The organism is Arthrobacter humicola (assembly GCF_039531445.1).
In the GTDB taxonomy this organism is placed as follows: Bacteria; Actinomycetota; Actinomycetes; order Actinomycetales; family Micrococcaceae; genus Arthrobacter; species Arthrobacter humicola.
Genome location: NZ_BAAAQB010000033.1, coordinates 1,493 through 22,602 on the forward strand (window position 1 = coordinate 1,493; position 21,110 = coordinate 22,602).

The 21,110-nt window shown below is 66.9% G+C and carries 16 protein-coding genes; 11 read left to right on the plus strand and 5 right to left on the minus strand.

The features are described 5' to 3' along the window. Positions 1-36: 36 nt before the first annotated feature. Positions 37-2,613 carry a DNA gyrase/topoisomerase IV subunit A gene (locus ABD243_RS11605; RefSeq protein ID WP_344365668.1) on the minus strand — a complete coding sequence of 859 codons (2,577 nt, stop codon included), beginning with the start codon at positions 2,611-2,613 and terminating at the stop codon, positions 37-39. Positions 2,614-2,681: 68 nt separating this feature from the next. Between ABD243_RS11605 and ABD243_RS11610 the strand changes: the two genes are divergently transcribed. The 3 genes from ABD243_RS11610 (at position 2,682) to ABD243_RS11620 (ending at position 7,448) form a co-directional block, all read left to right on the plus strand. After that, a complete protein-coding gene (locus ABD243_RS11610; protein WP_344365672.1) occupies positions 2,682-5,393 on the plus strand; it encodes a bifunctional acetate--CoA ligase family protein/GNAT family N-acetyltransferase in 2,712 nt (903 codons plus the stop codon). Positions 5,394-5,473: 80 nt separating this feature from the next. Beyond that, positions 5,474-6,217, plus strand: a complete 744-nt coding sequence (locus tag ABD243_RS11615; protein ID WP_091255674.1) for a DUF5998 family protein — start codon at positions 5,474-5,476, stop codon at positions 6,215-6,217. 1 nt (position 6,218) lies between these two features. Further along, complete coding sequence (locus tag ABD243_RS11620) at positions 6,219-7,448, plus strand: alkaline phosphatase family protein (protein WP_344365675.1); 1,230 nt, start codon at positions 6,219-6,221, stop codon at positions 7,446-7,448. Between the two features lie 15 nt (positions 7,449-7,463). On the opposite strand, the gene sepH is transcribed toward ABD243_RS11620, so the two are convergent. Beyond that, positions 7,464-8,900 (minus strand): septation protein SepH, encoded by a 1,437-nt coding sequence (gene sepH / locus ABD243_RS11625; protein ID WP_344365677.1) that lies wholly within the window; start codon positions 8,898-8,900, stop codon positions 7,464-7,466. A 358-nt stretch (positions 8,901-9,258) separates the two neighbouring features. Between sepH and ABD243_RS11630 the strand changes: the two genes are divergently transcribed. Further along, positions 9,259-9,558, plus strand: a complete 300-nt coding sequence (locus ABD243_RS11630) for a DUF4193 domain-containing protein (protein ID WP_091255680.1) — start codon at positions 9,259-9,261, stop codon at positions 9,556-9,558. A gap of 21 nt (positions 9,559-9,579) precedes the next feature. On the opposite strand, the gene ABD243_RS11635 is transcribed toward ABD243_RS11630, so the two are convergent. Beyond that, on the minus strand, positions 9,580-10,065 hold the full coding sequence (locus ABD243_RS11635) for a DUF3093 domain-containing protein (RefSeq protein ID WP_116768190.1): 486 nt from the start codon (positions 10,063-10,065) through the stop codon (positions 9,580-9,582). Positions 10,066-10,272: 207 nt separating this feature from the next. Between ABD243_RS11635 and dut the strand changes: the two genes are divergently transcribed. The 4 genes from dut (at position 10,273) to ABD243_RS11655 (ending at position 12,979) form a co-directional block, all read left to right on the plus strand. After that, positions 10,273-10,752 (plus strand): dUTP diphosphatase, encoded by a 480-nt coding sequence (gene dut / locus ABD243_RS11640; RefSeq protein ID WP_344365737.1) that lies wholly within the window; start codon positions 10,273-10,275, stop codon positions 10,750-10,752. 184 nt (positions 10,753-10,936) lie between these two features. Further along, complete coding sequence (locus ABD243_RS11645) at positions 10,937-11,683, plus strand: DUF3710 domain-containing protein (RefSeq protein ID WP_116768188.1); 747 nt, start codon at positions 10,937-10,939, stop codon at positions 11,681-11,683. After that, the gene (locus ABD243_RS11650; protein ID WP_344365682.1) at positions 11,676-12,128 is read left to right on the plus strand and encodes a hypothetical protein; all 453 of its coding nucleotides are present in this window, start codon (positions 11,676-11,678) and stop codon (positions 12,126-12,128) included. The genes ABD243_RS11645 and ABD243_RS11650 overlap by 8 nt, the downstream gene beginning before the upstream one ends. Further along, on the plus strand, positions 12,125-12,979 hold the full coding sequence (locus ABD243_RS11655; protein WP_344365685.1) for a DUF3159 domain-containing protein: 855 nt from the start codon (positions 12,125-12,127) through the stop codon (positions 12,977-12,979). Before ABD243_RS11650 ends, ABD243_RS11655 begins: the two co-directional genes overlap by 4 nt. An 88-nt stretch (positions 12,980-13,067) precedes the next feature. Here ABD243_RS11655 and ABD243_RS11660 read toward each other — a convergent pair whose 3' ends face one another. Together ABD243_RS11660 and ABD243_RS11665 are read right to left on the minus strand one after the other, a co-directional pair. Then, complete coding sequence (locus ABD243_RS11660; RefSeq protein ID WP_091255690.1) at positions 13,068-13,811, minus strand: potassium channel family protein; 744 nt, start codon at positions 13,809-13,811, stop codon at positions 13,068-13,070. After that, the gene (locus ABD243_RS11665; RefSeq protein WP_344365688.1) at positions 13,812-14,483 is read right to left on the minus strand and encodes a potassium channel family protein; all 672 of its coding nucleotides are present in this window, start codon (positions 14,481-14,483) and stop codon (positions 13,812-13,814) included. Positions 14,484-14,636: 153 nt separating this feature from the next. On the opposite strand from ABD243_RS11665, the gene ABD243_RS11670 reads away from it, so the two are divergent. The 3 genes from ABD243_RS11670 (at position 14,637) to ABD243_RS11680 (ending at position 21,031) form a co-directional block, all read left to right on the plus strand. Further along, positions 14,637-16,613: an APC family permease gene (locus ABD243_RS11670; protein ID WP_202615915.1), complete on the plus strand. Its 1,977-nt coding sequence runs from the start codon at positions 14,637-14,639 to the stop codon at positions 16,611-16,613. After that, positions 16,610-18,025 (plus strand): class I SAM-dependent RNA methyltransferase, encoded by a 1,416-nt coding sequence (locus ABD243_RS11675; RefSeq protein ID WP_344365691.1) that lies wholly within the window; start codon positions 16,610-16,612, stop codon positions 18,023-18,025. Before ABD243_RS11670 ends, ABD243_RS11675 begins: the two co-directional genes overlap by 4 nt. 192 nt (positions 18,026-18,217) lie before the next feature. After that, complete coding sequence (locus ABD243_RS11680; RefSeq protein ID WP_116768182.1) at positions 18,218-21,031, plus strand: aconitate hydratase; 2,814 nt, start codon at positions 18,218-18,220, stop codon at positions 21,029-21,031. Positions 21,032-21,110 lie beyond the last annotated feature (79 nt).

The window sequence follows — 21,110 nt, forward strand, 5'->3', positions numbered from 1 at the left end:
CCTCGGAAACTGCGCGCATCCTGCGAACGAATACGGCTACGCGTCCGTTCCAGCCGGGGTCCCGGCGGAGGCCGCATGCGCGGCCCCGGCCTCCGGTTCCTCGGACCACGCCATGCTGGGGCCAATGGCGTCGATAGCCTGGGACAAGGGGATCCCGGAACCGTCGCGGCGGCCATGCTCGCCCGGGAGGGAGCGCGCCACGCCCGCCGAAGAGGAAGCCTTGGCGGGACCGTGGCCGGCCCAGCCGAGGAGCAGCGTGTCCTCGCCCTTGAGGAAGCGGTGGGCCCGCACTCCGGCCGTGGCCCGGCCCTTGGCCGGGTATTCGGCCAGCGCGGTGACCTTGGCAGCCCCGGGGGCGGTGCCCGGCAGGGCCCCTTCGGTCCCAGCGATGGTCACGACTACGGCGGCGGCGTCGGCGGCGTTGGCGGTCCCGAAGAACAGAACGCGGTCCCCGGCGGCCAGCTTGATTCCGGCCATGCCGCCTGCGGTCCGGCCCTGCGGGCGGACCGCGGAAGCACTGAAGCGCAGCAGTTGGGCCTGGCGCGTGATGAAGACGAGATCGTCGTCGTCGGACCCCGCCGACGTAACACCCACCACGGTGTCCTTGTCCTTGAGCGCGATCACTTCCCAGTCCTCGCGATTCAGCGGATAGTCCGGCTGCACCCGCTTGACTACGCCCTGGGCGGTTCCGATTGCGAGGATTTGGTCCAGGGGAACGAAAGCCACAAGCGACTCGCCCTTGAGGAGGGTGATGAAGTCCTTGGCCGGCACACCGCCAGCCATGTTCGGAGTGCCCGACGTCGGCGGGAGCACGGGCATGTCCATGACCTGAAGGCGCAGCATGCGTCCCTGCGACGTCACGGCCGCGATCTCGCCGCGGGCTGATGTCTTGACCACGGAGGAGAAAACGTCATGCCGGGTCCGGGGGCCTGCCTCGGCCAGGCTTTCCTGGTTGGAAGTGCGCGCGATCTGACCGGACGCCGTGAGGATGGCCCAGCAGGGATCGTCCGCGATCTCGAGCGCCAGCGGCGCCGCCTTGCCCTTGGCCCCGGTGACGACGCCCGCGGCGGCCGCGACGGTGGGGGAGACGGCCTCGGATTCCAGCAGCACTGTCCGCCGCGGGGTGCCGTACTTCTCCGCGATCTCGCCGAGTTCGTCTGAGACGAGGCCACGCAGCAGCGCGGGGGAGCCCAGGATGGCCTCGAGCTCGGCGATTTCCCGGCGGAGCTCCTCCTGCTCCTTCTCCAGTTCGATCCGCGAGTACTTGGTCAGCTGCCGCAGCCGCAGTTCCAGGATGTAGTTGGCTTGGATCTCGGTGAGGTCGTAGATGGACATCAGCCGGGTCCGGGCCGCGGCAACCTCGTCGGAGGACCGGATGATCTGGATGACCTCGTCAATGTCAACGATCGCGATCAGGAGGCCCTCGACCAGGTGCAGGCGGTCCTTCTTCTTGCCCAGCCGGAAGGCCGTGCGGCGGCGTACAACGTTGATCCGGTGGTCCACATAGACCGAGAGCAGCTGCAGCAGCCCGAGGGTCTGGGGCTGGCCGTCCACGAGCGTGACGTTGTTGATGCCGAAGGAGTCTTCCATCGGGGTGTAGCGGTAGAGCTGCTGGAGCACCGCATTGGGATTGAAGCCGTTCTTGAGCTCAATGACCAGGCGCAGGCCGTGCTTGCGATCCGTGAGGTCCACGATGTCGCTGATGCCGGTGAGCTTCTTGCCGTTGACGGCGTCCTTGATCTTCTCGATCACCTTCTCGGGCCCCACCATGTAGGGCAGTTCCGTGACCACCAGGCCGGTGCGGCGGGCCGAGAGTTGCTCGATCTCCACCTTGGCTCGGGTCTTGAAGGAGCCTCGGCCCGTGGCGTAGGCGTCGCGGATGCCGTCCAGGCCAACGATCCGGCCGCCCGTGGGCAGGTCCGGGCCGGGGACGAACTTCATGATGTCCTCGAGCGTGGCGTCCGGGTTTTCGATCAGGTGCCGCGCGGCGGCGATGACCTCCACGAGGTTGTGCGGGGCCATGTTCGTTGCCATGCCGACGGCGATGCCCGTGGCGCCGTTGACCAGCAGGTTGGGGAACGCGGCCGGGAGTACGTCCGGCTGGGTCAGTTGGTTGTCGTAGTTGGGAACGAAATCGACGACGTCCTCGTCGAGGTGGTCCGTGAGGGTCAGGGCCGCAGCCGCCAGCCGGGCCTCCGTGTAGCGGGGCGCGGCCGGCCCGTCGTCGAGCGAGCCGAAGTTGCCATGTCCGTCGATCAGCGGCAGCCGCAGGGAGAAGTCCTGCGCCATGCGGACCATGGCGTCGTAGATCGCCGCGTCGCCGTGGGGGTGCAGCTTGCCCATGACCTCGCCCACGACGCGGGCGCTCTTGACGTGGCCCCGGTCCGGGCGCAGCCCCATGTCGCTCATCATGTACAGGATGCGGCGCTGCACGGGCTTCAAGCCGTCGCGGGCGTCCGGGAGGGCCCGCGAGTAGATCACCGAATAGGCGTATTCGAGGAACGAGCCTTCCATCTCGGACGTGACATCAATATCGACGATGTTCTCTACGAATGTTCCTGCGGAATCTTGGCTGGCGTCCCCTGCCGGGGGCGTGGTTTGGCGGCGTGCCATGGGGCTGGTGGGTCCTTCTGAGGGGGTGCTGAACGGGTACTGCGTAAGTTTATGACTAGGCTAAGCCTATGGTGGATCAGCCCTCGGACGGCGTATATCCGGAATATTGGGAAGCCGATGTTGTCCTGCGCGACGGCGGCACAGCACATTTGCGCCCCATCCACCCCTCCGATGCGGACGCGGTCCAGGCCTTCCACGTGGGCCAGTCCCAGAAGTCCATCTATATGCGCTTCTTCGCCTTCAAGTCCCGGCTGACCGGCAAGGAACTCAAGCGCTTCACCGAGGTGGACTATAAAGACCGGGTTGCCCTGGTGATCACCATCGGCGGCGAGATCCTGGGCATCGGCCGTTACGACCGGCTCAACGACCCGGAAGAGGCCGAGGTCGCCTTCAACATCGCCGACGCCCACCAGGGCCGCGGGATCGGCTCGATCCTGCTGGAACACCTCGCGGCCGCCGCCCGCGAAAACGGGATCCGCAAGTTCAGCGCCGAAGTGCTCCCGGAAAACCGCAAGATGCTCATGGTGTTCTCCGACGCCGGCTATGACGTCAAACGGCACTTTGACGACGGCGTGGTCAGCCTCGAGTTCAACATCGATCCCACGGACAAATCCCGGGCCGTGATGGAATCTCGCGAGCACCGCGCCGAGGCCCGCAGCATCCAGGAACTGCTGGCCCCGTCCTCCGTGGCCGTGATCGGGGCGAGCCGCAAATGGGGAACCGTGGGCTACCAGTTGCTTGAGCACATCATCGAAGGCGGGTTCCACGGCCCGGTGTATGCCATCAACCCGGAGGCCCTGGAACTGGCCGGCATGCTCTCCTTCGCCCGGCTCTCTGAGGTGCCGGGTCCGGTCAAGCTCGCCATCATCGCGGTCCCGTATGACGAAGTCCCCAAGGTCGTCGAGGAATGCGGCGCCGCCGGCGTGAAGGGAATCGTGGTCGCCACCGCCGGGTACGCGGACGACGGCGAACGCGGACTGGCCCGCCAGCGCGAACTCGTGCGGCAGGCCCGTGCCAACGGCATGCGCGTGATCGGGCCGGCCTCGCTGGGCATCGTCAATACCAATCCGGCCGTGTCCCTCAACGCCTCGATGGCGCCCGCGCTGGCCCGCCGCGGCGGCCTGGGGCTCTTCAGCCAGTCGGCCGCCATCGGCGTAGCCCTCTACGCCGCCTCCAGCCGCCGCAGGGTGGGCATCTCGACCTTCCTCTCCGCCGGCAACCGCGCCGACGTCTCCGGCAACGACCTGATGCAGTACTGGGAGGACGACGCCGACACCACGGCGGTGGGGCTGTATCTGGAATCGATCGGCAACCCGCGCAAGTTTTCCCGGCTGGCGCGACGCCTGGCCCGGACCAAGCCCGTGATTGTGGCCAAGTCCGACGCCATGGGCTTGAACTTGCCGCCCGGGCACGCCGTCCGCACCACGCAGGCGCCCCCTGAAGCCCTGGACGCCATGATGCGGCAGGCCGGCGTGATCCGGGTCGAGACCATCGAAGAACTCATGGACGTCGCCCAGATCGTGTCCAGCCAGCCGCTGCCGAAGGGCCCAGGCATCGCCGTCTTCAGCAATTCGCGTGCCCTTGGCAAGGTGGTGGCGGACAGTGCCGCCCGGCAGGGTCTCGGCGTGGACCGGATCGTTGCCGACGTCGACCTCGACGCCGGCATGTCCCGCGCGCTGCCGGCCCTGCGTCGGAGCCTGCAGGAAACGCTGACGTCGGACACGGTGCACGCGGTGGTGGTGGCGCTGCTTCCGGCGCGCGGCCTCACTGTCGAAAAAATCGCCGGCGTGCTGGCGGAATGTTCCGCGGCTGCCGGCAAGCCCGTGGTTGCCGCGTTTAGCGGAATCCTTGATCCTTCCATTTACGTGGAGGGCATGGTCGGCGCCGAGCCGGAGCAGCCACAGCAGGCTCTGCTCACTCCGCCGGTACCCTGCTACTCCAACCCCGGCACGGCGGTGGCGGCACTGGCCGCCGTCGTGCGCTATGCCCAGTGGCTGGACCGGGACCAAGGCCTGTTCGTGGAACCCGAAGGCTGCCACCCGGACGCCGCCCGCGAAGAGCTGGAACAGCTGCTGCACAACGTGGGCGGGGAGCAGCTGGTCCGGCTGGACCAGGACACGGCCGCGCGGCTGCTGGGCCACTACGGCATCCGGGTGGTCCCGTCTGTCGGGTTCGAAACGGTGGAGGAGGCCGTGGCGGCGGCCGAGCGTCTCGGCTGGCCGGTGGTGCTGAAGACCACGGATCCGGCCCTGCGGCACCGGCTGGACCTTGGAGGCGTGCGGCTGGACATCCATGACGCCGATTCGATGCGGCGCAACGTGCTGGAGATGCGGAAATCGCTGGAACGGTACGGCTCGCCGTCCCTGGAAGTGCAGACGATGGTGCCGGTGGGGCAGGCCTGCACCTTCCGTGCCATCGAGGATCCGTTGCTGGGGCCGGTGATCTCCTTCGGCCTGGCCGGCGACGCCGTGAACCTGCTCGACGACTGGGCCCACCGTGTGCCGCCGCTTTCCGGCTCCGACGTCCACGACTTCGTCCGGGCGCCCCGGGCCTCTAGGAAGCTGTTCGGGTACCAGGGCCTTCCCGCCGTCGACGTTGCGGCGCTGGAGGATCTTGCCGCCCGGCTTACACGGCTCAAGGACAACCATCCTGAGGTCGCGCTGGTGCACTTCAACCCCGTCCTCGCCGGGCCCGACGGCGCGTCCATCCTGGCCGCCGACGTCAGGATCGCCAATGCCGCCCAACGGACGGACACCGCGCGCCGCGCAATGCGCAGTTAGGCCCCCGCCCCCGTCCCCGAAGCCCCTGTTCCGGACCGCGCAGTTAGCAAGTCCCCAGCCGATCTGTGAAAATGGAGACCATGAGCTCCCAGCCTCCAACACCCAAACCCCTGGCGACTGCCCCCGGACGCCAGACCGCGCACCACCATGGCCTCCATGACCACAGCGCGCAGGGCCAGAGCCTGGAAGGGTCCCTCCAGCAGGCCGGGTTCTACCCGCGCCTCGTGGCGGACGTTGTCGCCGATGCCCTGGACGGCCGCGATTGCGTGGCACACCTGGTGCACCTCGAGACGCACTTCGACCGCGCCGAGGTCCGCCGCCACATCACAGTCCTGGTGTTGACGGAGGACATGCTGGTCATCACTCATGTTGACGACCAGCAGCTCGACGAAGCCGGCGAGCAGACCGTCGCCCAAGTCTCCACCGAGTCCGTCCCGGTGACGCAGATCCGCTCGGTGGTCCTCAGCTACGTCTACGCCCAGCCTCAGGACTACAAGCCCTCTGACCCGGTCCGTGAGCTGACGCTGTCCATTGCCTGGTCCGGCGGCCAGCGCCTGGACATGGGGCCGGCCAGCTGCGGGGACCCGCAGTGCGAGGCCGATCACGGCTACAGCGGCACCATCGCGCAGGAGGACATCGTCCTGCGGATCAGCGCCGAGGCCGACGGCCTGCAGGCCGTGCAGGATGCCAAGCTCTTCGCCCGCGCCCTTCGTGCCGTCAACACCGGCTCCGCGGCACCGGTCCCGCACACCGGGCCCGGTCTGCCGCCCCGACCGCGGATGGGCGTGTTCGGAAACCGCCTCAGCCGCGGCCACCAGCGCTGACATGGCTCACGTCCGTGAGCCAGAAGCTGCCCCGGTGACGGCCGCCGCCGGGTCCTCCCCGCTCCCGCCGGCCCCCGCATTTGGTCACCGCTCGATCGCCGAGGTCCTGACAAGTGCCGCGGCCAGCCTGGGGGTCCCGGGTTTCGAGAACAAACTGCACCTGCCGCCGGCCCAACGGGTCTGTGTGGTGCTGGCCGACGGTCTGGGACGCAACCTGCTGAAGCAAAAGACCGCGCACACGCCGTTCTTGCGCTCGGTCCTTCAGGCGGGACAGGGCAGCGTCCCGGTGTCACTGGACTCGGCGTTCCCGTCCACCACCGCGGCGTCCCTTGCGAGCTTTGGCACCGGGCTCCCGGCCGGCCAGCACGGCATGGTCGGCTACGACGTCCTCGACCCCGACCAGGACCGGGTAGTGAACATGCTCGGCAACTGGGACGCCGGCGTCGACCCGCAGACCTGGCAGCCGTTCCCCACCGTTTTTGAAAGGGCTGCCGACCACGTCGATGTCACGACGGTCAGCCTCCCGCAGTTCAGCACCTCGGCCATGACCCAGGCGGCGCTCCGCGGCGGACGATTCGTCACCGGCATCACCTCACACGCCCGCACCGGCGCGGCTGCCGAGGCTATGGCCGGCACCGGGCCCTCGCTGATGTACTTCTACGTCAACGAGCTGGACAAGGCCGGGCACCGCTACGGCTGCCAGTCACCGCAGTGGGAACACCAGCTCGAGGAGCTCGATGCCACCGTGCGCCGGCTCAACGCCACTTTGCCGCCCGGAACCACCGTTCTGCTCACGGCGGACCACGGCATGGTCGATGTCCCGGAGTCGCAGCGGATCGACTATTCCGCGGATCCGGCGCTCATCGCCGGAGTGCGGCACACCGCCGGCGAGCCGCGGATGGTTCACCTGTACCTTGAGGACGGAACGGACGACGTCGCCCGCGCACGCCTGCTGGAAAGCTGGCGGTCCCGCTTCGGGGACAGAATCTGGGCCTTCACCCGTGAGGAAGCGATCGCAGGCGGGTTGTTCGGTGACGTGCGCGCGGAAGCAGCCCTGCGAATCGGGCACGTCATGATCGCGGCCCGGGATTCGCTGGCGCTCTACGATACGCGCCGGGTCCGGCCCACGGCCCTGGAAGTCGTAGGCCAGCACGGGTCCCTTACCAAGGCCGAACGGGAAGTTCCGCTGCTGTGCTTCAAGGCCGACGGTAAGAAAGCGCCCCGCCGCTAAAGCACCGCGGTTGTCCTACTGGTCGTTGCGGGTCCCAAAGACGATTTCATCCCAGCTGGGAACACTCGATCTTTTCGGCTTGGCCGGCTGGCGCTCCGGCTGGTCCGTAACGGCGTCGTTCCGGGTGGCGCCCTGGGACTCGCGGTGCTGCCGGCGCGAGCTTCCGCCGCCGATCAGTTCGTCCAGTCCAGGGCTTGCAGTCGGGTTCTTGGCCGCCGGGCGAAGTTGCGAGGCCGCGATGGTGACTTCCCGCGTCTCAGTGCTGACGCCGTCGTGCAGCTTCAGGACGTCGTCCTCTTCGGGGATGCGCGGTGCCAGGGTCAGACGCGAGAGCATCGACGGACGGCCGTCGCGGCGGCGCGTGAAGGCATCGGTCTCGACCGGGGCGGCCGCCTCCGCCGAAGGAGTAGCTGGCTGCCCGGGGTCGCTGATATCCGGATTGACGTCGTCAGACTCAACGGCCGCGGGGACGGACTCCGGTTCAGCATCCTGCGAAATCTCAGACGCCTCGGACAGCTCCGCCAGTTCGGCTATTTCGGGCACCTCGGCGGGCCGGGGATGGGCCGCGGGGACCCCATTGGTCAGGAGCATGGCGAGGGCGTCGTCGGCGTCCTCGTCCACCCCGATACGGTGACCCCGGCGGGAACGCAACATGTCCAGCAGCCCGTCGGCGTCCTGTTCCTGATGGATCCGGTCCTGCTGAAGCAGCATCTGATGGATGATGCTGTGCTGGCCTGTCGCCGTCCGGGCTGCGGCCTCGGCGTCGGTTTCAAAGTCAAAGGGCCGGTCTGAGACGGCGGTAAGCCGGCGCGTCGGAACGGGGCCTTCGAGAGGCTCGAGTTCGCTCAACTGCTGGGCCCAGCGGTTCGCGTTGTGCAGCGATTTCCGGGCGGGGTGGAAGGTCCACATGGCCGGCGGTTCCTCGCCGATCCCGGCCGGGCCGCCGGGCTTGGGCTCGAAGCGGGCCACCACGTTCCAGCTGCCGTCGGCACGCCGCCACGAATCCCATTCCAGAGTTGAGGGTTCGACGCCGTAGGCCTTCAGGCGGTGCTCGACCATGTCGCTGAGCGAAGCCGGGTTATCCCCGAATACTGAGCGGTAGATGTCGTGGCCCGGGGCGGGGGAGGCCACCTCAACCTTGCGCGCCTGTTCGGCGATGTACTCGCGCTCGGCGAGGACCGGCCCTTCATAGCGCTGAACTTTTTCCAGCGGAATGCCGGACAGTTCCGCCACTTCGGTGGCGGTGGCTCCGTTCCGGATCCTGGTCTGGATATCCCGCGGAGACATGGCAATCGGTGCCGCGGCCACGCTGGAAGCGGCCTTGGCCGCCGTCCGGCTGGCTGCCGCCCGAAGTGCTTCATCGATCGGCAGCTGGAACATCTCGCCGCCGGTGCCACTCAACAGGAGATGCTCTCCGTCGTCGTGGACGCCTACAAGCCGTAGATCCTGCATACAAATCCTCCACCCTGGCATTACTAACAATCGAAACTCTGCCACCAGCGGGACGCATTTCGGGTTAGGACGGCTGGCGCGCCGTGATTTTCCGCGACTTTCCGGCGGTTTTGGCCGGTCTGCGGAAGATAACGGCAGGAAGGGAGCGGCGGGCTCTGGTGTTCGGCAGGAGCTTAAGCAAAAATGACCGACACCGGGCACAAAAACCGCATGTCCGGCGTTGACATCGGAGAACCGCTCCGGGAGCCTGAGGCCACAAGCCCGGGAGGGCCGCCGGGACCGGCGAACCATTTGATCAAATTGAGCAAAATGGTCACATCGATCGAATCGAACGAATGCGGAGTGTGAGCAACAAATAATGGCGACTGATTACGATGCGCCGCGCAAGACCGAAGAAGACCTCAGTGAGGATTCCATTGAGGCTCTGAAGGTGCGGCGTACGGAGAAGCCTTCCGCTGTGGTGGATGAAGACGAGTCCGACCTCGCCGAAGGCTACGAACTTCCCGGCGCTGACTTGTCCGGGGAGGAACTGCTGGTCCGGGTCCTGCCCGCCCAGGCAGACGAATTCACCTGTGCCTCCTGCTTCCTCGTCCGCCACCGTTCGCAGATTGCCCGCGAAAAGGACGGCCTCAAGTACTGCAAGGACTGCGAGGGCTAGGCTCCCGGCAACCGGTGCAAGTCAGGAATTGAGTGCGGCAAGCAGCTGCTCCGGGTGGCGGGTGGATGTGAGCCAGTAAGGGGTGCGGTCCGAGGGGTCCTCGATCTCGATCCGGACCACCGGATCCACCCAGCCGCGGATACATAGGAACGCCAGGCCGTTAAGGCGTGTGCCGCGTTCCGCCGTCGCCTCCTTGCCCCGGAACGCCGTCGCCTTTCCCAGGAACCCGCGTTCGATCGTGGCCCGGCCCACCTTCAGGGTGGTCTTCGTGACGGTGATCGACGGCGTGGAGAGCACCAGAAGTACAGAGATGACGACGAAGAGCACAATGGCTGCGGTGATGCCGGCCCAGATGCTGATGGGCGCCAGCATGAGGATTCCGGCGCTGGAGAGCCCCGCCGACACAAGCCAGATCCAGAAGTTCGGCCAGAGCTTCTCGGCGTACAGGACAGTGGAGTCGCTCGGGGCACTCTTGGGGGCAGGCGCAGCTGCGCTGGATTCGGGCATATGCCCAGCTTTCCATCTTTCGCGGGCTATTTCATCTCGGCTTCACCCGGCTCGAGGTCCATGCCAGCCCCGCTCCTACCCGGCGGCCCGCACGCGCGGCCGGTTGGCAGCCCGCGGGCGCGCAGGCGGCTAGGACGATACTCGTTGCTGGCGTTAGAGTGAGGGACTGTGACTGAAGAAAACACCGCCGTCGCCGGGGCCGCACCAATGGTCCGCGATGCAGAGTATGGAACGCCCACCTTGACGGTACAGCTGAAGATGCTCGACGACGGGCTCGAACCGCCGTCGTACGCGCACCCGGGCGACGCCGGCGCCGACCTTCGCGCCCGCGAGGACGTGGTCCTTGCGCCGGGGGAGCGCCGCCTGGTTCCAACCGGGGTTTCCATTGCCCTCCCTGACGGCTTCGTTGCGCTCATCCACCCCCGGTCCGGCCTCGCCACAAAGCACGGTCTGACCGTTGTGAACGCCCCCGGCACGGTCGACGCCGGCTACCGCGGAGAAATCGCGGTGACACTGCTCAATACGGACCGGGACGAGGCGATCGAGCTGCGGCGCGGCGATAGAATTGCACAAATGGTCATTCAACGCGTGGAGTACGCACGGTTCCTCCCCGTCGAGGAACTGGACGGCTCGGTCCGGGGCGGAGGCGGCTTCGGCTCCACCGGCGGTTTCGGCGGACCGGCCTGAGTACAGGTTCCGGCCTGGCCATGAGGGTCATCCGGGATTCTGCAGTGCCGCACACGGCGCTGCAACAAGATCAGCGGTGCAGGGAAAATTGAGCAGGCGGCTGCCGGGTAGCGGGCGGCCACGCAGGCAGGCGCCAGGATGGCGCCGCGCGGCGGCACAGGATCACAACTAAGGAGACAACCCCATGGTTTTTGGGCGTGGCAAGAAAGCCAAGCAGGAACAGCTGACAGGGCCCGATACGGACCAGGAGGCTGTTGTTGACGGCACTGCGACTGTGGACGGCACGAAGCCTGCCGGCAACGCAGCCAAGACCGCGGGCCGGGCCTCCACGGGTCCCTTCGACGTCTCGGAAATCGAGGGCCAGGACGGCTACGTGGACCTTGGTGCGCTCCTGATCACCCCCCGGGAGGGACTCCAGCTCCGCCTGGAAGTTGAAGAGGCCACCCAGCGGGTCGTAGCCGTCACGATGGACCTGGAGGGGTCGAGCCTTCAGCTTCAGGCTTTCGCTGCCCCCCGTTCAGAGGGCCTGTGGGACGAAATCCGTGAACAGATCGGCCAGTCGGTCGGCAGCCAGGGCGGCCAGGTCGAAGAGATCGAGGGCAGCTTCGGCACCGAGCTCGTGGCCAAGCTCCCTGCAGGCGGCGCGGACGGCAGCCAGGGCTACCGCGTGGCTCGCTTCATCGGCGTCGACGGCCCGCGTTGGTTTCTCCGCGGCGTCTTCGGCGGCGAGGCGGCACTGGACCGCGACTCCGCGGCCGGGCTGGAAGGGCTCTTCCGGCAGATTGTCGTCGTCCGCGGCGAGAACCCCATGCCGCCGCGCGACTTGCTGCAGCTCCGCCTTCCCAAGGACACGGCGGCCGCGCCCTCCCCGCACGCAGCCCCCGAATTCGAACAGCCTGAACGCGGACCGGAGATAACCCAGATTGGCTGAAGCCGCCGGCAAGAAAGCTACCGCCGCCGTGCCGGTCCGGGACCTGCCGGACCGCGGACGGGTGCTATGCCACGGCTTCATCGAGTCCGTCACGTACGTGCCGGCCAACCAGGTGGCCGCCTTCACCGCCATCGTGATTGATCACGACGCGCCAGCCCCGGTCTCCCGCTTCCTGGGATCCGGCGCGAAGGGCGGCGCCGGTGCCGAAGCGGCCGGCAGCCTGCCTGCCACCGTGTCCACCCACCGCGTGCGTCCCGGCGCGCAGCGCCAGCGGCCCGCGGGCCCCAAGGACCGGCTGCGCGTCGTATGGCTGGGGCGCCGACGGATTCCCGGTGTCGACGCCGGCACAGAACTCCGGCTCGAGGGCATGGTCACCATCCGTGACGGACTGCCCACCATCTTCAATCCGCGCTACGAAATATTGTCCCGCCAGGAGGAGCAATGACCTTGCCCGAACACCCCGAGCGGGCCCCCCGGCGGGAAGACAGGGAAGCGGACCCGCGGGAGCCACGGGAAGCCGCCGGCACCGACCAGGACATTTCCCGCCCCGTCGCGTCCCAGCCGACAGTCTCACAGCCCGTCGCGTCCCAGCCCGTTGCTTCGCAGCCGACCGTGGCCCAGCTTGCCGGCGACTATGCGGCAAAGGCCGGCCTGCACCGGTCGAGCAACGGCAATATTGACGTGCTTAAGAGCGCCGGCGGCATCCAGGGCATCGCGGAGAGCATCCTGCCGGGCCTCGTCTTCCTGATCGCCTTCACCATAGACCGCGAGAACCTGTCGCTGGCCGTCATCGCTTCCGTGGCGGTGGCCGCCGCCTTTACCGTGGCCAGGCTCGTCCAGCGCAAGCCTCTGACGCAGGCACTGGCGGGGTTCATCGGCGTCGGGCTTTCCGCCTGGCTCGCCACCTCGACGGGAAAGGCGGAGAACTTCTACGTCCTGGGGTTCTTCACCAACATCGGCTACATCCTCGCGATGTCCATCTCCGTCGCCGTGCGCTGGCCGATCGCCGGCCTGCTCTTCGGCTTCATCCGCAACGAGGGCCTGGACTGGCGTAAAGATCCGAAGCGGGTAAAGGCTTACGGGATCGGCACGTGGGTGATTGTTTCCGTGCTGGTCCTGCGACTCGTGGTGCAGGTGCCGCTCTACTTCATGGGGGAAGAAGGCCTCGCCGCCCTCGCCACCACCCGGCTGCTCATGGGTGCCCCGCTCTACATCCTCGGCGTCTGGATTGCCTGGCTGCTGACCCGGCCCGCGCCGGTATTGGCCGAAACAGACGTAGAAGCCGAAACAAAATAGCTCGACCAACCGCTTGCGCTATCAGTTGTGGCTGTTCCCAGTCCTGAGAACAGCCACAACTGATAGCGCAAATGCGGTTTAAAGCCAGTCAGCCGTCGAAGCCGTCGTCTCCGGCCGGCTGGGTCACGTGGCCGTGCTGGTCCGAGGTCACCGGGTGCTGATCATCGAGCGGGGACTCGGGTGCCAGCAGAGCGCGGAGGTCGTCCTCGGCCGCGATAGTCGTCACGAAGAACAACTCGTCGCCGCCGTCGATCACGTCGTCGCGGCTGGGCGTGATGGGTGCCTGGTCGCGCAGGATCGCCACCAGGGTGGAGTCCTCGGGCCACTGGACATCGCCCACGGTCAGGCCGATCACGTGGGAATCATGCGGGACCGTGAACTCCACCAGCGAGGACACCCCGGTCTGGAGCGTCAGCAGCCGGACCAGGTCGCCGATCTCCACCGCTTCCTCCACCAGTGCGGTCATGAGTTGCGGGGTGTTAACCGCCACGTCGACACCCCAGGAGTCATCGAACATCCAGTCGTTCTTCGGGTTGTTGACCCGGCCGACGGTCCGTCCCACGCCGAATTCCGTCTTGGCCAGCAGTGAGACTACAAGGTTGACCTTGTCGTCACCGGTGGCGGAAACCACGACGTCGGCGTCCTCGAGTTTGGCGTCCTGCAGCGTGCTCAGCTCGCAGGCGTCACCGACAAGCCAGTGGGCGCCGCGCAGTCCGCTGCGGCCGATGACCTCCGGTTTCTCATCGATCAGCAGGATTTCGTGCTTGTGGGCCAGCAGTTCACGGGCGATCGAGGATCCGACACTTCCGGCACCGACGATGACGACTTTCACTTAGGACTCCTTGGCGGGGGACTTGGCGAGAATATGGCCGACCTCGGAGCTGCGGTCCACGTTCAGCATGGCGTGGACGGTGTCGCCGTCCTGGTAGGACATGCCGGCGGCGGGCAGGGTCCCCTCGCCGAACCGGGTCAGATACGCGACCCGGATGCCGGCCGCTTTCTCGATCGACGCGAGCGGGTGACCGATCCAGCCGGGGTTGAGGTCCACCTCGGCGAGGACCAGGCGGCCCGAGGGCTCGCGGAAATCGCCGGCGACGTGCTGTTCCGGCAGGATGCGGCGCAGCACCTGGTCGGCGCTCCAACGGACCGCGGCCACCGTGGGGATTCCGAGGCGCTGGTAGATTTCGGCGCGGCCCGGATCGTAAATCCTGGCCACGACGTGGGGAACGTGGAAGGTCTCGCGGGCTACCCGGGTGGCGAGGATGTTGGAGTTGTCGCCGCTGGAGACCGCCGCGAATGCGTAGGCTTCCTCGACGCCGGCCCGCTTGAGGGTCTCGCGGTCGAATCCGACCCCCGTGACCTTACGGCCGGTGAAGCCCGCACGGAGCCGGCGGAAGGCACGGTCGTCTTGGTCGATAATGGCCACTGAATGGCCGGCTTCCTCGAGCGTGTGTGCCAGGGTTGCCCCGACACGGCCACAACCCATGATCACGAAGTGCGCCACATGGGCCTCCTCTTGGTTCTGCGTCTGATACTGCGTAAAACTCTACCGGCCACGGGACGCACGAAGGCCAAGGCCGCGGGCCTCCGGGCGGATCATTGCGCACGCCGACTTCGCCGTCATGACATCGCGTCCGAATCAGACTAGCTTTGTGTGGTGCTGACAATTTTCAATGCCGTGAAGCGGGTGCTGGTAGGCAAGCCCTTCCGGAACGACCGTCTGGCCCACACGCTCTTGCCGAAGCGGATCGCGCTACCCATTTTCGCCTCGGACGCACTGTCTTCCGTGGCCTACGCGCCGGATGAAATCCTCCTGACCCTCGCCCTGGCCGGCGTGAGCGCCGTCGCTATCTCGCCGTGGGTGGGCCTCGCCGTCATGGTGGTGCTCCTGACCGTCGTGGCCTCCTACCGCCAAAACGTCCACGCCTATCCCTCCGGCGGCGGCGACTACGAGATCGCCAACGTGAACCTGGGCAAGTATGCGGGCCTCACCGTGGCCGCCGCGCTGCTGGTTGACTACGTGCTGACCGTGGCCGTCTCCATGTCATCGGCCGCGACCTACCTGACCACCGCGGTCCCCTCCCTGCATGGCCAGCAGGCCGCAATTGCCACCATCGGCGTCGTGATCCTGGCCCTCGTGAACCTTCGCGGCATCCGGGAAGCCGGCAGCGTCTTTGCCGTACCGACCTACATCTTCATGGCCTCCATCCTTGGCATGACCGCCGTCGGCATCTTCCAGGCCGTGACCGGCCAGCTGGGCCAGGCGCCGTCGGCGGCCTTCACGATCGTGCCGCAACCGGAATTCGATCAGGGTCTCGTCGGGCTGGCCGGCGCGTTCCTACTGCTGCGCGCCTTCTCTTCCGGCGCCGCGGCCCTGACCGGCGTCGAGGCCATCAGCAACGGCGTGCCCAACTTCAAGAAGCCCAAGAGCAAGAACGCGGCCACCACGCTGCTGCTGCTCGGCGTCATTGCCTCCGCCATGCTCGCCGGCATCATCTACCTGGCCAACGCCACCAAGGTGCACATCGTGCAGGATCCGGCCACGGAATTCCTCCTGAACGGCAAGCCACTGGAGGAGGGGTACATCCAGAATCCGGCCATCAGCCAGATTGCGCAGACCGTTTTCGGCGCGGGTTCCATCCCGTTCTACATCGTGGTGGCCGCCACCGGCGTCATCCTCGTGTTCGCCTCCAACACGGCGTTCAACGGCTTCCCGGTGCTCGGCTCCATCCTTGCCCAGGACGGCTACCTGCCGCGCCAGCTGCGGACCCGCGGCGACCGGCTGGCCTTCAGCAACGGCGTTCTGGCCTTGGCGGCGGGTGCCCTGGTACTGATCATCGCGTTCAACGCCGACGTCACAAAGCTCATCCAGCTCTACATCGTGGGCGTCTTCATCTCCTTCACGATGAGCCAGCTGGGCATGATCCGGCACTGGGGCCGGGAACTGAAACTGTCCAAGGACTCTGCCGTCCGGCTGCGCATCATCAAGTCCCGCACCATCAATACAGTGGGCTTCGGCATGACCGGCCTGGTTCTGGTGATCGTCCTCATCACCAAGTTCACGCAGGGCGCCTGGATCGCGCTGCTCGCCATGTTCGTGCTGTTCCTGATCATGTGGAGCATCCGGGCGCACTACGACAACGTGGCCAAGGAACTCGCCGTGGACGAGGACTCCTCGCCGCGCGCCCTGCCCACCCGTGTGCACGCAGTGCTGCTCGTCTCCCACGTCCGCAAACCCGTGCTGCGCGCCCTCGCCTACGCCCGGGCCTCCCGCCCGTCGCGGCTGGACGCCATCACCGTGGACATCAGCCCGGAGGAGACCGAGGCGACTGTCGCCGATTGGGAGAAACTCGAAATCCCGGTGCCCCTGACCGTGCTTGCCAGCCCGTTCCGCGAAACCGTGACTCCGATCATGGAGTACATCAAGAACATGCGCCGCGATTCGCCGCGCGACCTGATCGTGGTGTACATCCCGGAGTACGTGGTCGGCAAATGGTGGGAGCAGCTGGTCCATAACCAGACCGCCCTCCGCATCAAGACCCGGCTGCACTTCGAGCCCGGTGTCATGGTGGCCAGTGTGCCCTGGCAGCTGAAGTCATCCGAAGAAGCCAAGAAACTGCAGGACATCCAATGACCCAGGACACCCGGACGCACACCCACACCGAGCTCGTCGTCGACGTCGGGCCTGTCGCCCACGGCGGGCACTGCGTGGCCCGGCATGAGGGCCGCGTCGTGTTCGTCCGCCACGGCATTCCCGGCGAGAAAGTCCGCGTCCGGCTCACCGACGACGGCCCCTCCGCCAAATTCTGGCGTGCCGATGTGGTGGAGGTCCTGGAACCGTCGCCGGACCGCGTACCGCATTTCTGGGACCTTGCCGACTCCGGCCGTTCATGGTCTCACCGTCATCCGCCGGTCGGCGGTGCCGAACTTGGTCACATCTCCCTAGCACGCCAGCGCAGTCTCAAGGCCGAGGTCCTGGCCGAACAGCTTAAGCGGCTAGCCGGCGTCGACCTTTCGCCCACAAGGCAGATCACCGTCGAAGCCGTCGGCACTGCCGCCGGGGGCCACACCGCGGAAAGCGCAGCGGAGCGCACGGGACCTGACACAGGGGACGGCGATGCCGCCGTGGCCGGCCTGGGCTGGCGGACACGTGCCGCCTTCGCCGTGACCCCCGCAGGCAAGCTCGGCATGCACGCCCATCGCTCCGACGCCATCCTGCCCGTACGGGAGATGCCGCTGGCCGTGGATGCCATCAACGCACTCCGGCTTTGGGATATCGACCTGCAGGGTATCGACCGCGTCGAGGTCGCCGCCCCTGCGAACGGCTCCCGGCCGCTCGTGCTGCTGGTGCCCGCACCGGGGACCAGGTCCAAGCGGCTCAGCAGCATCCTGGCGCAGCTGCCCGACGACGTCTCGGTGGCCAGTTTGCACCCGACCACCGGCGAGGTCCTGCAACTGCGCGGCCGCACCTATGTTCAGGAATCTGCGGCCGGCCACGACTATCGGGTCACGGGCGACGGCTTCTGGCAGATCCACCGGGACGGCCCGGACACGCTCGTCGGGGCCGTCACCGGCTTCCTGCACGACGGCGGTTACCTCGCGCCTGGCTCCGTGGTGGCTGACCTCTACGCCGGGGCCGGGCTGTTCACGGCGCCCCTGGCCGATGCCGTGGGCGTGACGGGCTCCGTACTGTCGGTGGAGGGGGCGCCGGGAACCAGCCGCGATGCGCGCAAGAACCTGCACGACGCCGCCCACGTGGAAATTGTCCAGGGCCGCGTGGAGCGGGTGCTGCGGCAGAAACCCCGCAACTTTGACGCCCTGATCCTGGATCCGCCGCGTGCCGGGGCCGGCAAAGCGGTGGTCAAACAGCTGATCGACGCCGGTCCCCGGGCCATCGCGTATGTGTCCTGCGATCCGGCGTCGTTCGCCCGCGACCTCGGCTATTTCCGGCAGGGCGGCTGGGGGATGGCGGCGCTGCGCGCCTTCGACCTCTACCCGCACACCCACCACATGGAGACTGTGGCGTTACTGACTCCCCAACCGTGATGCTACTAGGATGGGCGTAGTAGTCCGTCGTCGCGCTCCATCACACCTGCTGTTAGTGAGACGGCTGTTCCCTGCGTTCCGTACCTGCATCGCGTACAACCATGTACTGATGCCTGTATTAGTTAGGCAGACCTAACTAGCAAGGGTTCAGCGGCGCGACAAAGATGAAACTGTTGCGAGAGGAGTCCTGCGATGAGCATTGTGGACAGCTTCGGTTCAAAAGGCAAACTTAATGTAGCCGGAACCGAATACGAAATTTTCCGGTTGAACTCCGTCGAAGGTGCAGAAAACCTTCCGTTCAGCCTCAAGGTATTGCTTGAAAACCTGTTGAGGACCGAGGACGGTGCCAACATCACGGCCGACCACGTCCGTGCACTGGCAGGCTGGGACCCCAGCGCCGAGCCCGACACCGAAATTCAGTTCACGCCGGCGCGCGTGATCATGCAAGACTTCACCGGCGTGCCCTGCGTCGTTGACCTCGCCACCATGCGTGAGGCTGTCAAGGAGCTCGGCGGTGACCCGAAGCGGGTCAACCCGCTGGCGCCGGCCGAAATGGTCATTGACCACTCAGTCCAGATTGACGCCTTCGGTAACTCCGGCGCACTGGAGCGCAACATGGAGATTGAATACCAGCGCAACGGTGAGCGCTACCAGTTCCTGCGCTGGGGCCAGACGGCATTTGATGACTTCAAGGTTGTCCCCCCGGGCACCGGCATCGTGCACCAGGTCAACATCGAGTACCTGGCCCGCACCGTCATGACCCGTGAAGTTGACGGCGTGGTCCGGGCGTACCCGGACACCTGCGTCGGCACCGACTCGCACACCACCATGGTCAACGGCCTGGGCGTGCTGGGCTGGGGCGTTGGCGGCATCGAGGCCGAGGCCGCCATGCTCGGCCAGCCCGTCTCCATGCTCATCCCGCGCGTCGTGGGCTTCAAGCTGACTGGCTCCATCCCGGCCGGCGCCACCGCCACCGACGTCGTCCTCACCATCACCGAGCAGCTGCGCCAGCACGGCGTAGTGGGCAAGTTCGTGGAGTTCTACGGCGAAGGCGTCGCGGCTGTGCCGCTGGCCAACCGCGCCACCATCGGCAACATGAGCCCCGAGTTCGGCTCCACCGCCGCGATGTTCCCGATCGACGACGTCACCCTTGACTACCTGCGCCTCACCGGCCGGTCCGAAGAGAACGTCGCCCTCGTCGAGTCCTACGCGAAGGAACAGGGCCTCTGGCACGATCCTTCCAAGGAGATCAAATTCTCCGAGTACCTCGAGCTGGACCTGTCCACGGTTGTTCCGTCGATCTCCGGCCCGAAGCGCCCGCAGGATCGCATCATCCTCACCGAGTCCAAGGCCCAGTTCCGCGAGGACCTGCGCAACTACGTGAAGGAAGACCTCGCTGGCGGAAGCGTCGACGAAGCAATCGACGAGAGCTTCCCGGCGTCCGACTCGCCGTCCTTCACGGGCTCGGCAAGCCACGTCACGGACCAGGCCCCGCACGCCCACGGCCCGAAGTCCAACGGACGCCCGTCCAACAAGGTCAGCGTCACCACCGCCGACGGCCGCGAGTTCGAACTGGACCACGGTGCAGTCTCGATCGCCTCGATCACGTCCTGCACCAACACGTCCAACCCGTCTGTGATGCTGGCTGCCGCGCTGCTGGCCCGCAACGCCGTCGACAAGGGCCTGACCTCCAAGCCGTGGGTCAAGACTTCCGTGGCTCCCGGTTCCAAGGTTGTCACGGACTACTACAACAAGTCGGGCCTGACCCCGTACCTGGAGAAGCTCGGCTTCTACATCGTCGGCTACGGCTGCGCGACGTGCATCGGCAACTCCGGTCCGCTGGACGCCGAGATCTCCGAGGCCATCCAGGCCAACGACCTCTCGGTCACGGCTGTGCTCTCCGGTAACCGCAACTTCGAAGGCCGGATCAACCCGGACGTGAAGATGAACTACCTGGCTTCCCCGCCGCTGGTCATCGCCTACGCCCTGGCCGGTTCCATGGACTTCGACTTCGACAACGACGCCCTGGGCCAGGACGAGGCCGGCAACGACGTCTTCCTGAAGGACATCTGGCCGAACCCGGTCGAGGTCCAGCAGGTCATTGATTCCTCGATCGACAAGGAAATGTTTGCCCGCGGCTACGAGGGCGTCTTCGAAGGCGACGACCGCTGGAAGGCACTCGACACCCCGGCCGGTGACACCTTCGCCTGGGACGAAAAGTCCACGTATGTCCGGAAGCCCCCGTACTTCGAGGGCATGAAGGCCCAGCCGGAGCCGGTCCAGGACATCACCGGTGCCCGCGTGCTGCTCAAGCTCGGCGACTCCGTCACCACGGACCACATCTCCCCGGCCGGTTCTTTCAAGTCGGACACGCCGGCCGGACAGTACCTGCTGGCCAACGGTGTGGAGCGCAAGGACTTCAACTCCTACGGCTCACGCCGTGGCAACCACGAGGTCATGATCCGCGGCACGTTCGCGAACATCCGCATCAAGAACCAGCTCCTGGACGGCGTCGAGGGCGGCTTCACCCGCGACTTCACCCAGGCCGACGGCCCGCAGGCCTACGTCTACGACGCCGCGCAGAACTACCAGGCCGCGGGCACCCCGCTGGTGGTCCTGGCCGGCAAGGAGTACGGCTCCGGCTCGTCCCGTGACTGGGCAGCCAAGGGCACGGCACTGCTGGGCGTCAAGGCTGTTGTTGCCGAGAGCTACGAGCGCATCCACCGCTCCAACCTGATCGGCATGGGCGTCCTGCCGCTGCAGTACCCGGCCGGCCAGAACGCTGCCAGCCTGGGCCTGACCGGCACGGAAACCTACGCGGTTGAGGGCGTCACCGCCCTGAACGAAGGCACCACGCCGAAGACGCTCAAGGTCACCGCCACGGCCGAGGACGGTTCCGTCACGTCCTTCGACGCGGTCCTGCGCATCGATACCCCGGGCGAAGCGGACTACTACCGCAACGGCGGCATCCTGCAGTACGTGCTGCGCCAGATCTCCGCGAACTAGCGGAGGTCCTCCCGCCGGGAGGAACAGCAGTAGCGGCCCCGGCCGGTCATTGACCGGCCGGGGCTTCTGCGTTCCTTCG

Bases quoted from the DNA above. Each gene is read 5' to 3' on its own strand.
- ABD243_RS11605 (WP_344365668.1), bottom strand. From the start codon at position 2,613: ATGGCACGCCGCCAAACCACGCCCCCGGCAGGGGACGCCAGCCAAGAT.
- ABD243_RS11610 (WP_344365672.1), top strand. From the start codon at position 2,682: ATGGTGGATCAGCCCTCGGACGGCGTATATCCGGAATATTGGGAAGCC.
- ABD243_RS11615 (WP_091255674.1), top strand. From the start codon at position 5,474: ATGAGCTCCCAGCCTCCAACACCCAAACCCCTGGCGACTGCCCCCGGA.
- ABD243_RS11620 (WP_344365675.1), top strand. From the start codon at position 6,219: ATGGCTCACGTCCGTGAGCCAGAAGCTGCCCCGGTGACGGCCGCCGCC.
- sepH (WP_344365677.1), bottom strand. From the start codon at position 8,900: ATGCAGGATCTACGGCTTGTAGGCGTCCACGACGACGGAGAGCATCTC.
- ABD243_RS11630 (WP_091255680.1), top strand. From the start codon at position 9,259: ATGGCGACTGATTACGATGCGCCGCGCAAGACCGAAGAAGACCTCAGT.
- ABD243_RS11635 (WP_116768190.1), bottom strand. From the start codon at position 10,065: ATGCCCGAATCCAGCGCAGCTGCGCCTGCCCCCAAGAGTGCCCCGAGC.
- dut (WP_344365737.1), top strand. From the start codon at position 10,273: ATGGTCCGCGATGCAGAGTATGGAACGCCCACCTTGACGGTACAGCTG.
- ABD243_RS11645 (WP_116768188.1), top strand. From the start codon at position 10,937: ATGGTTTTTGGGCGTGGCAAGAAAGCCAAGCAGGAACAGCTGACAGGG.
- ABD243_RS11655 (WP_344365685.1), top strand. From the start codon at position 12,125: ATGACCTTGCCCGAACACCCCGAGCGGGCCCCCCGGCGGGAAGACAGG.
- ABD243_RS11675 (WP_344365691.1), top strand. From the start codon at position 16,610: ATGACCCAGGACACCCGGACGCACACCCACACCGAGCTCGTCGTCGAC.
- ABD243_RS11680 (WP_116768182.1), top strand. From the start codon at position 18,218: ATGAGCATTGTGGACAGCTTCGGTTCAAAAGGCAAACTTAATGTAGCC.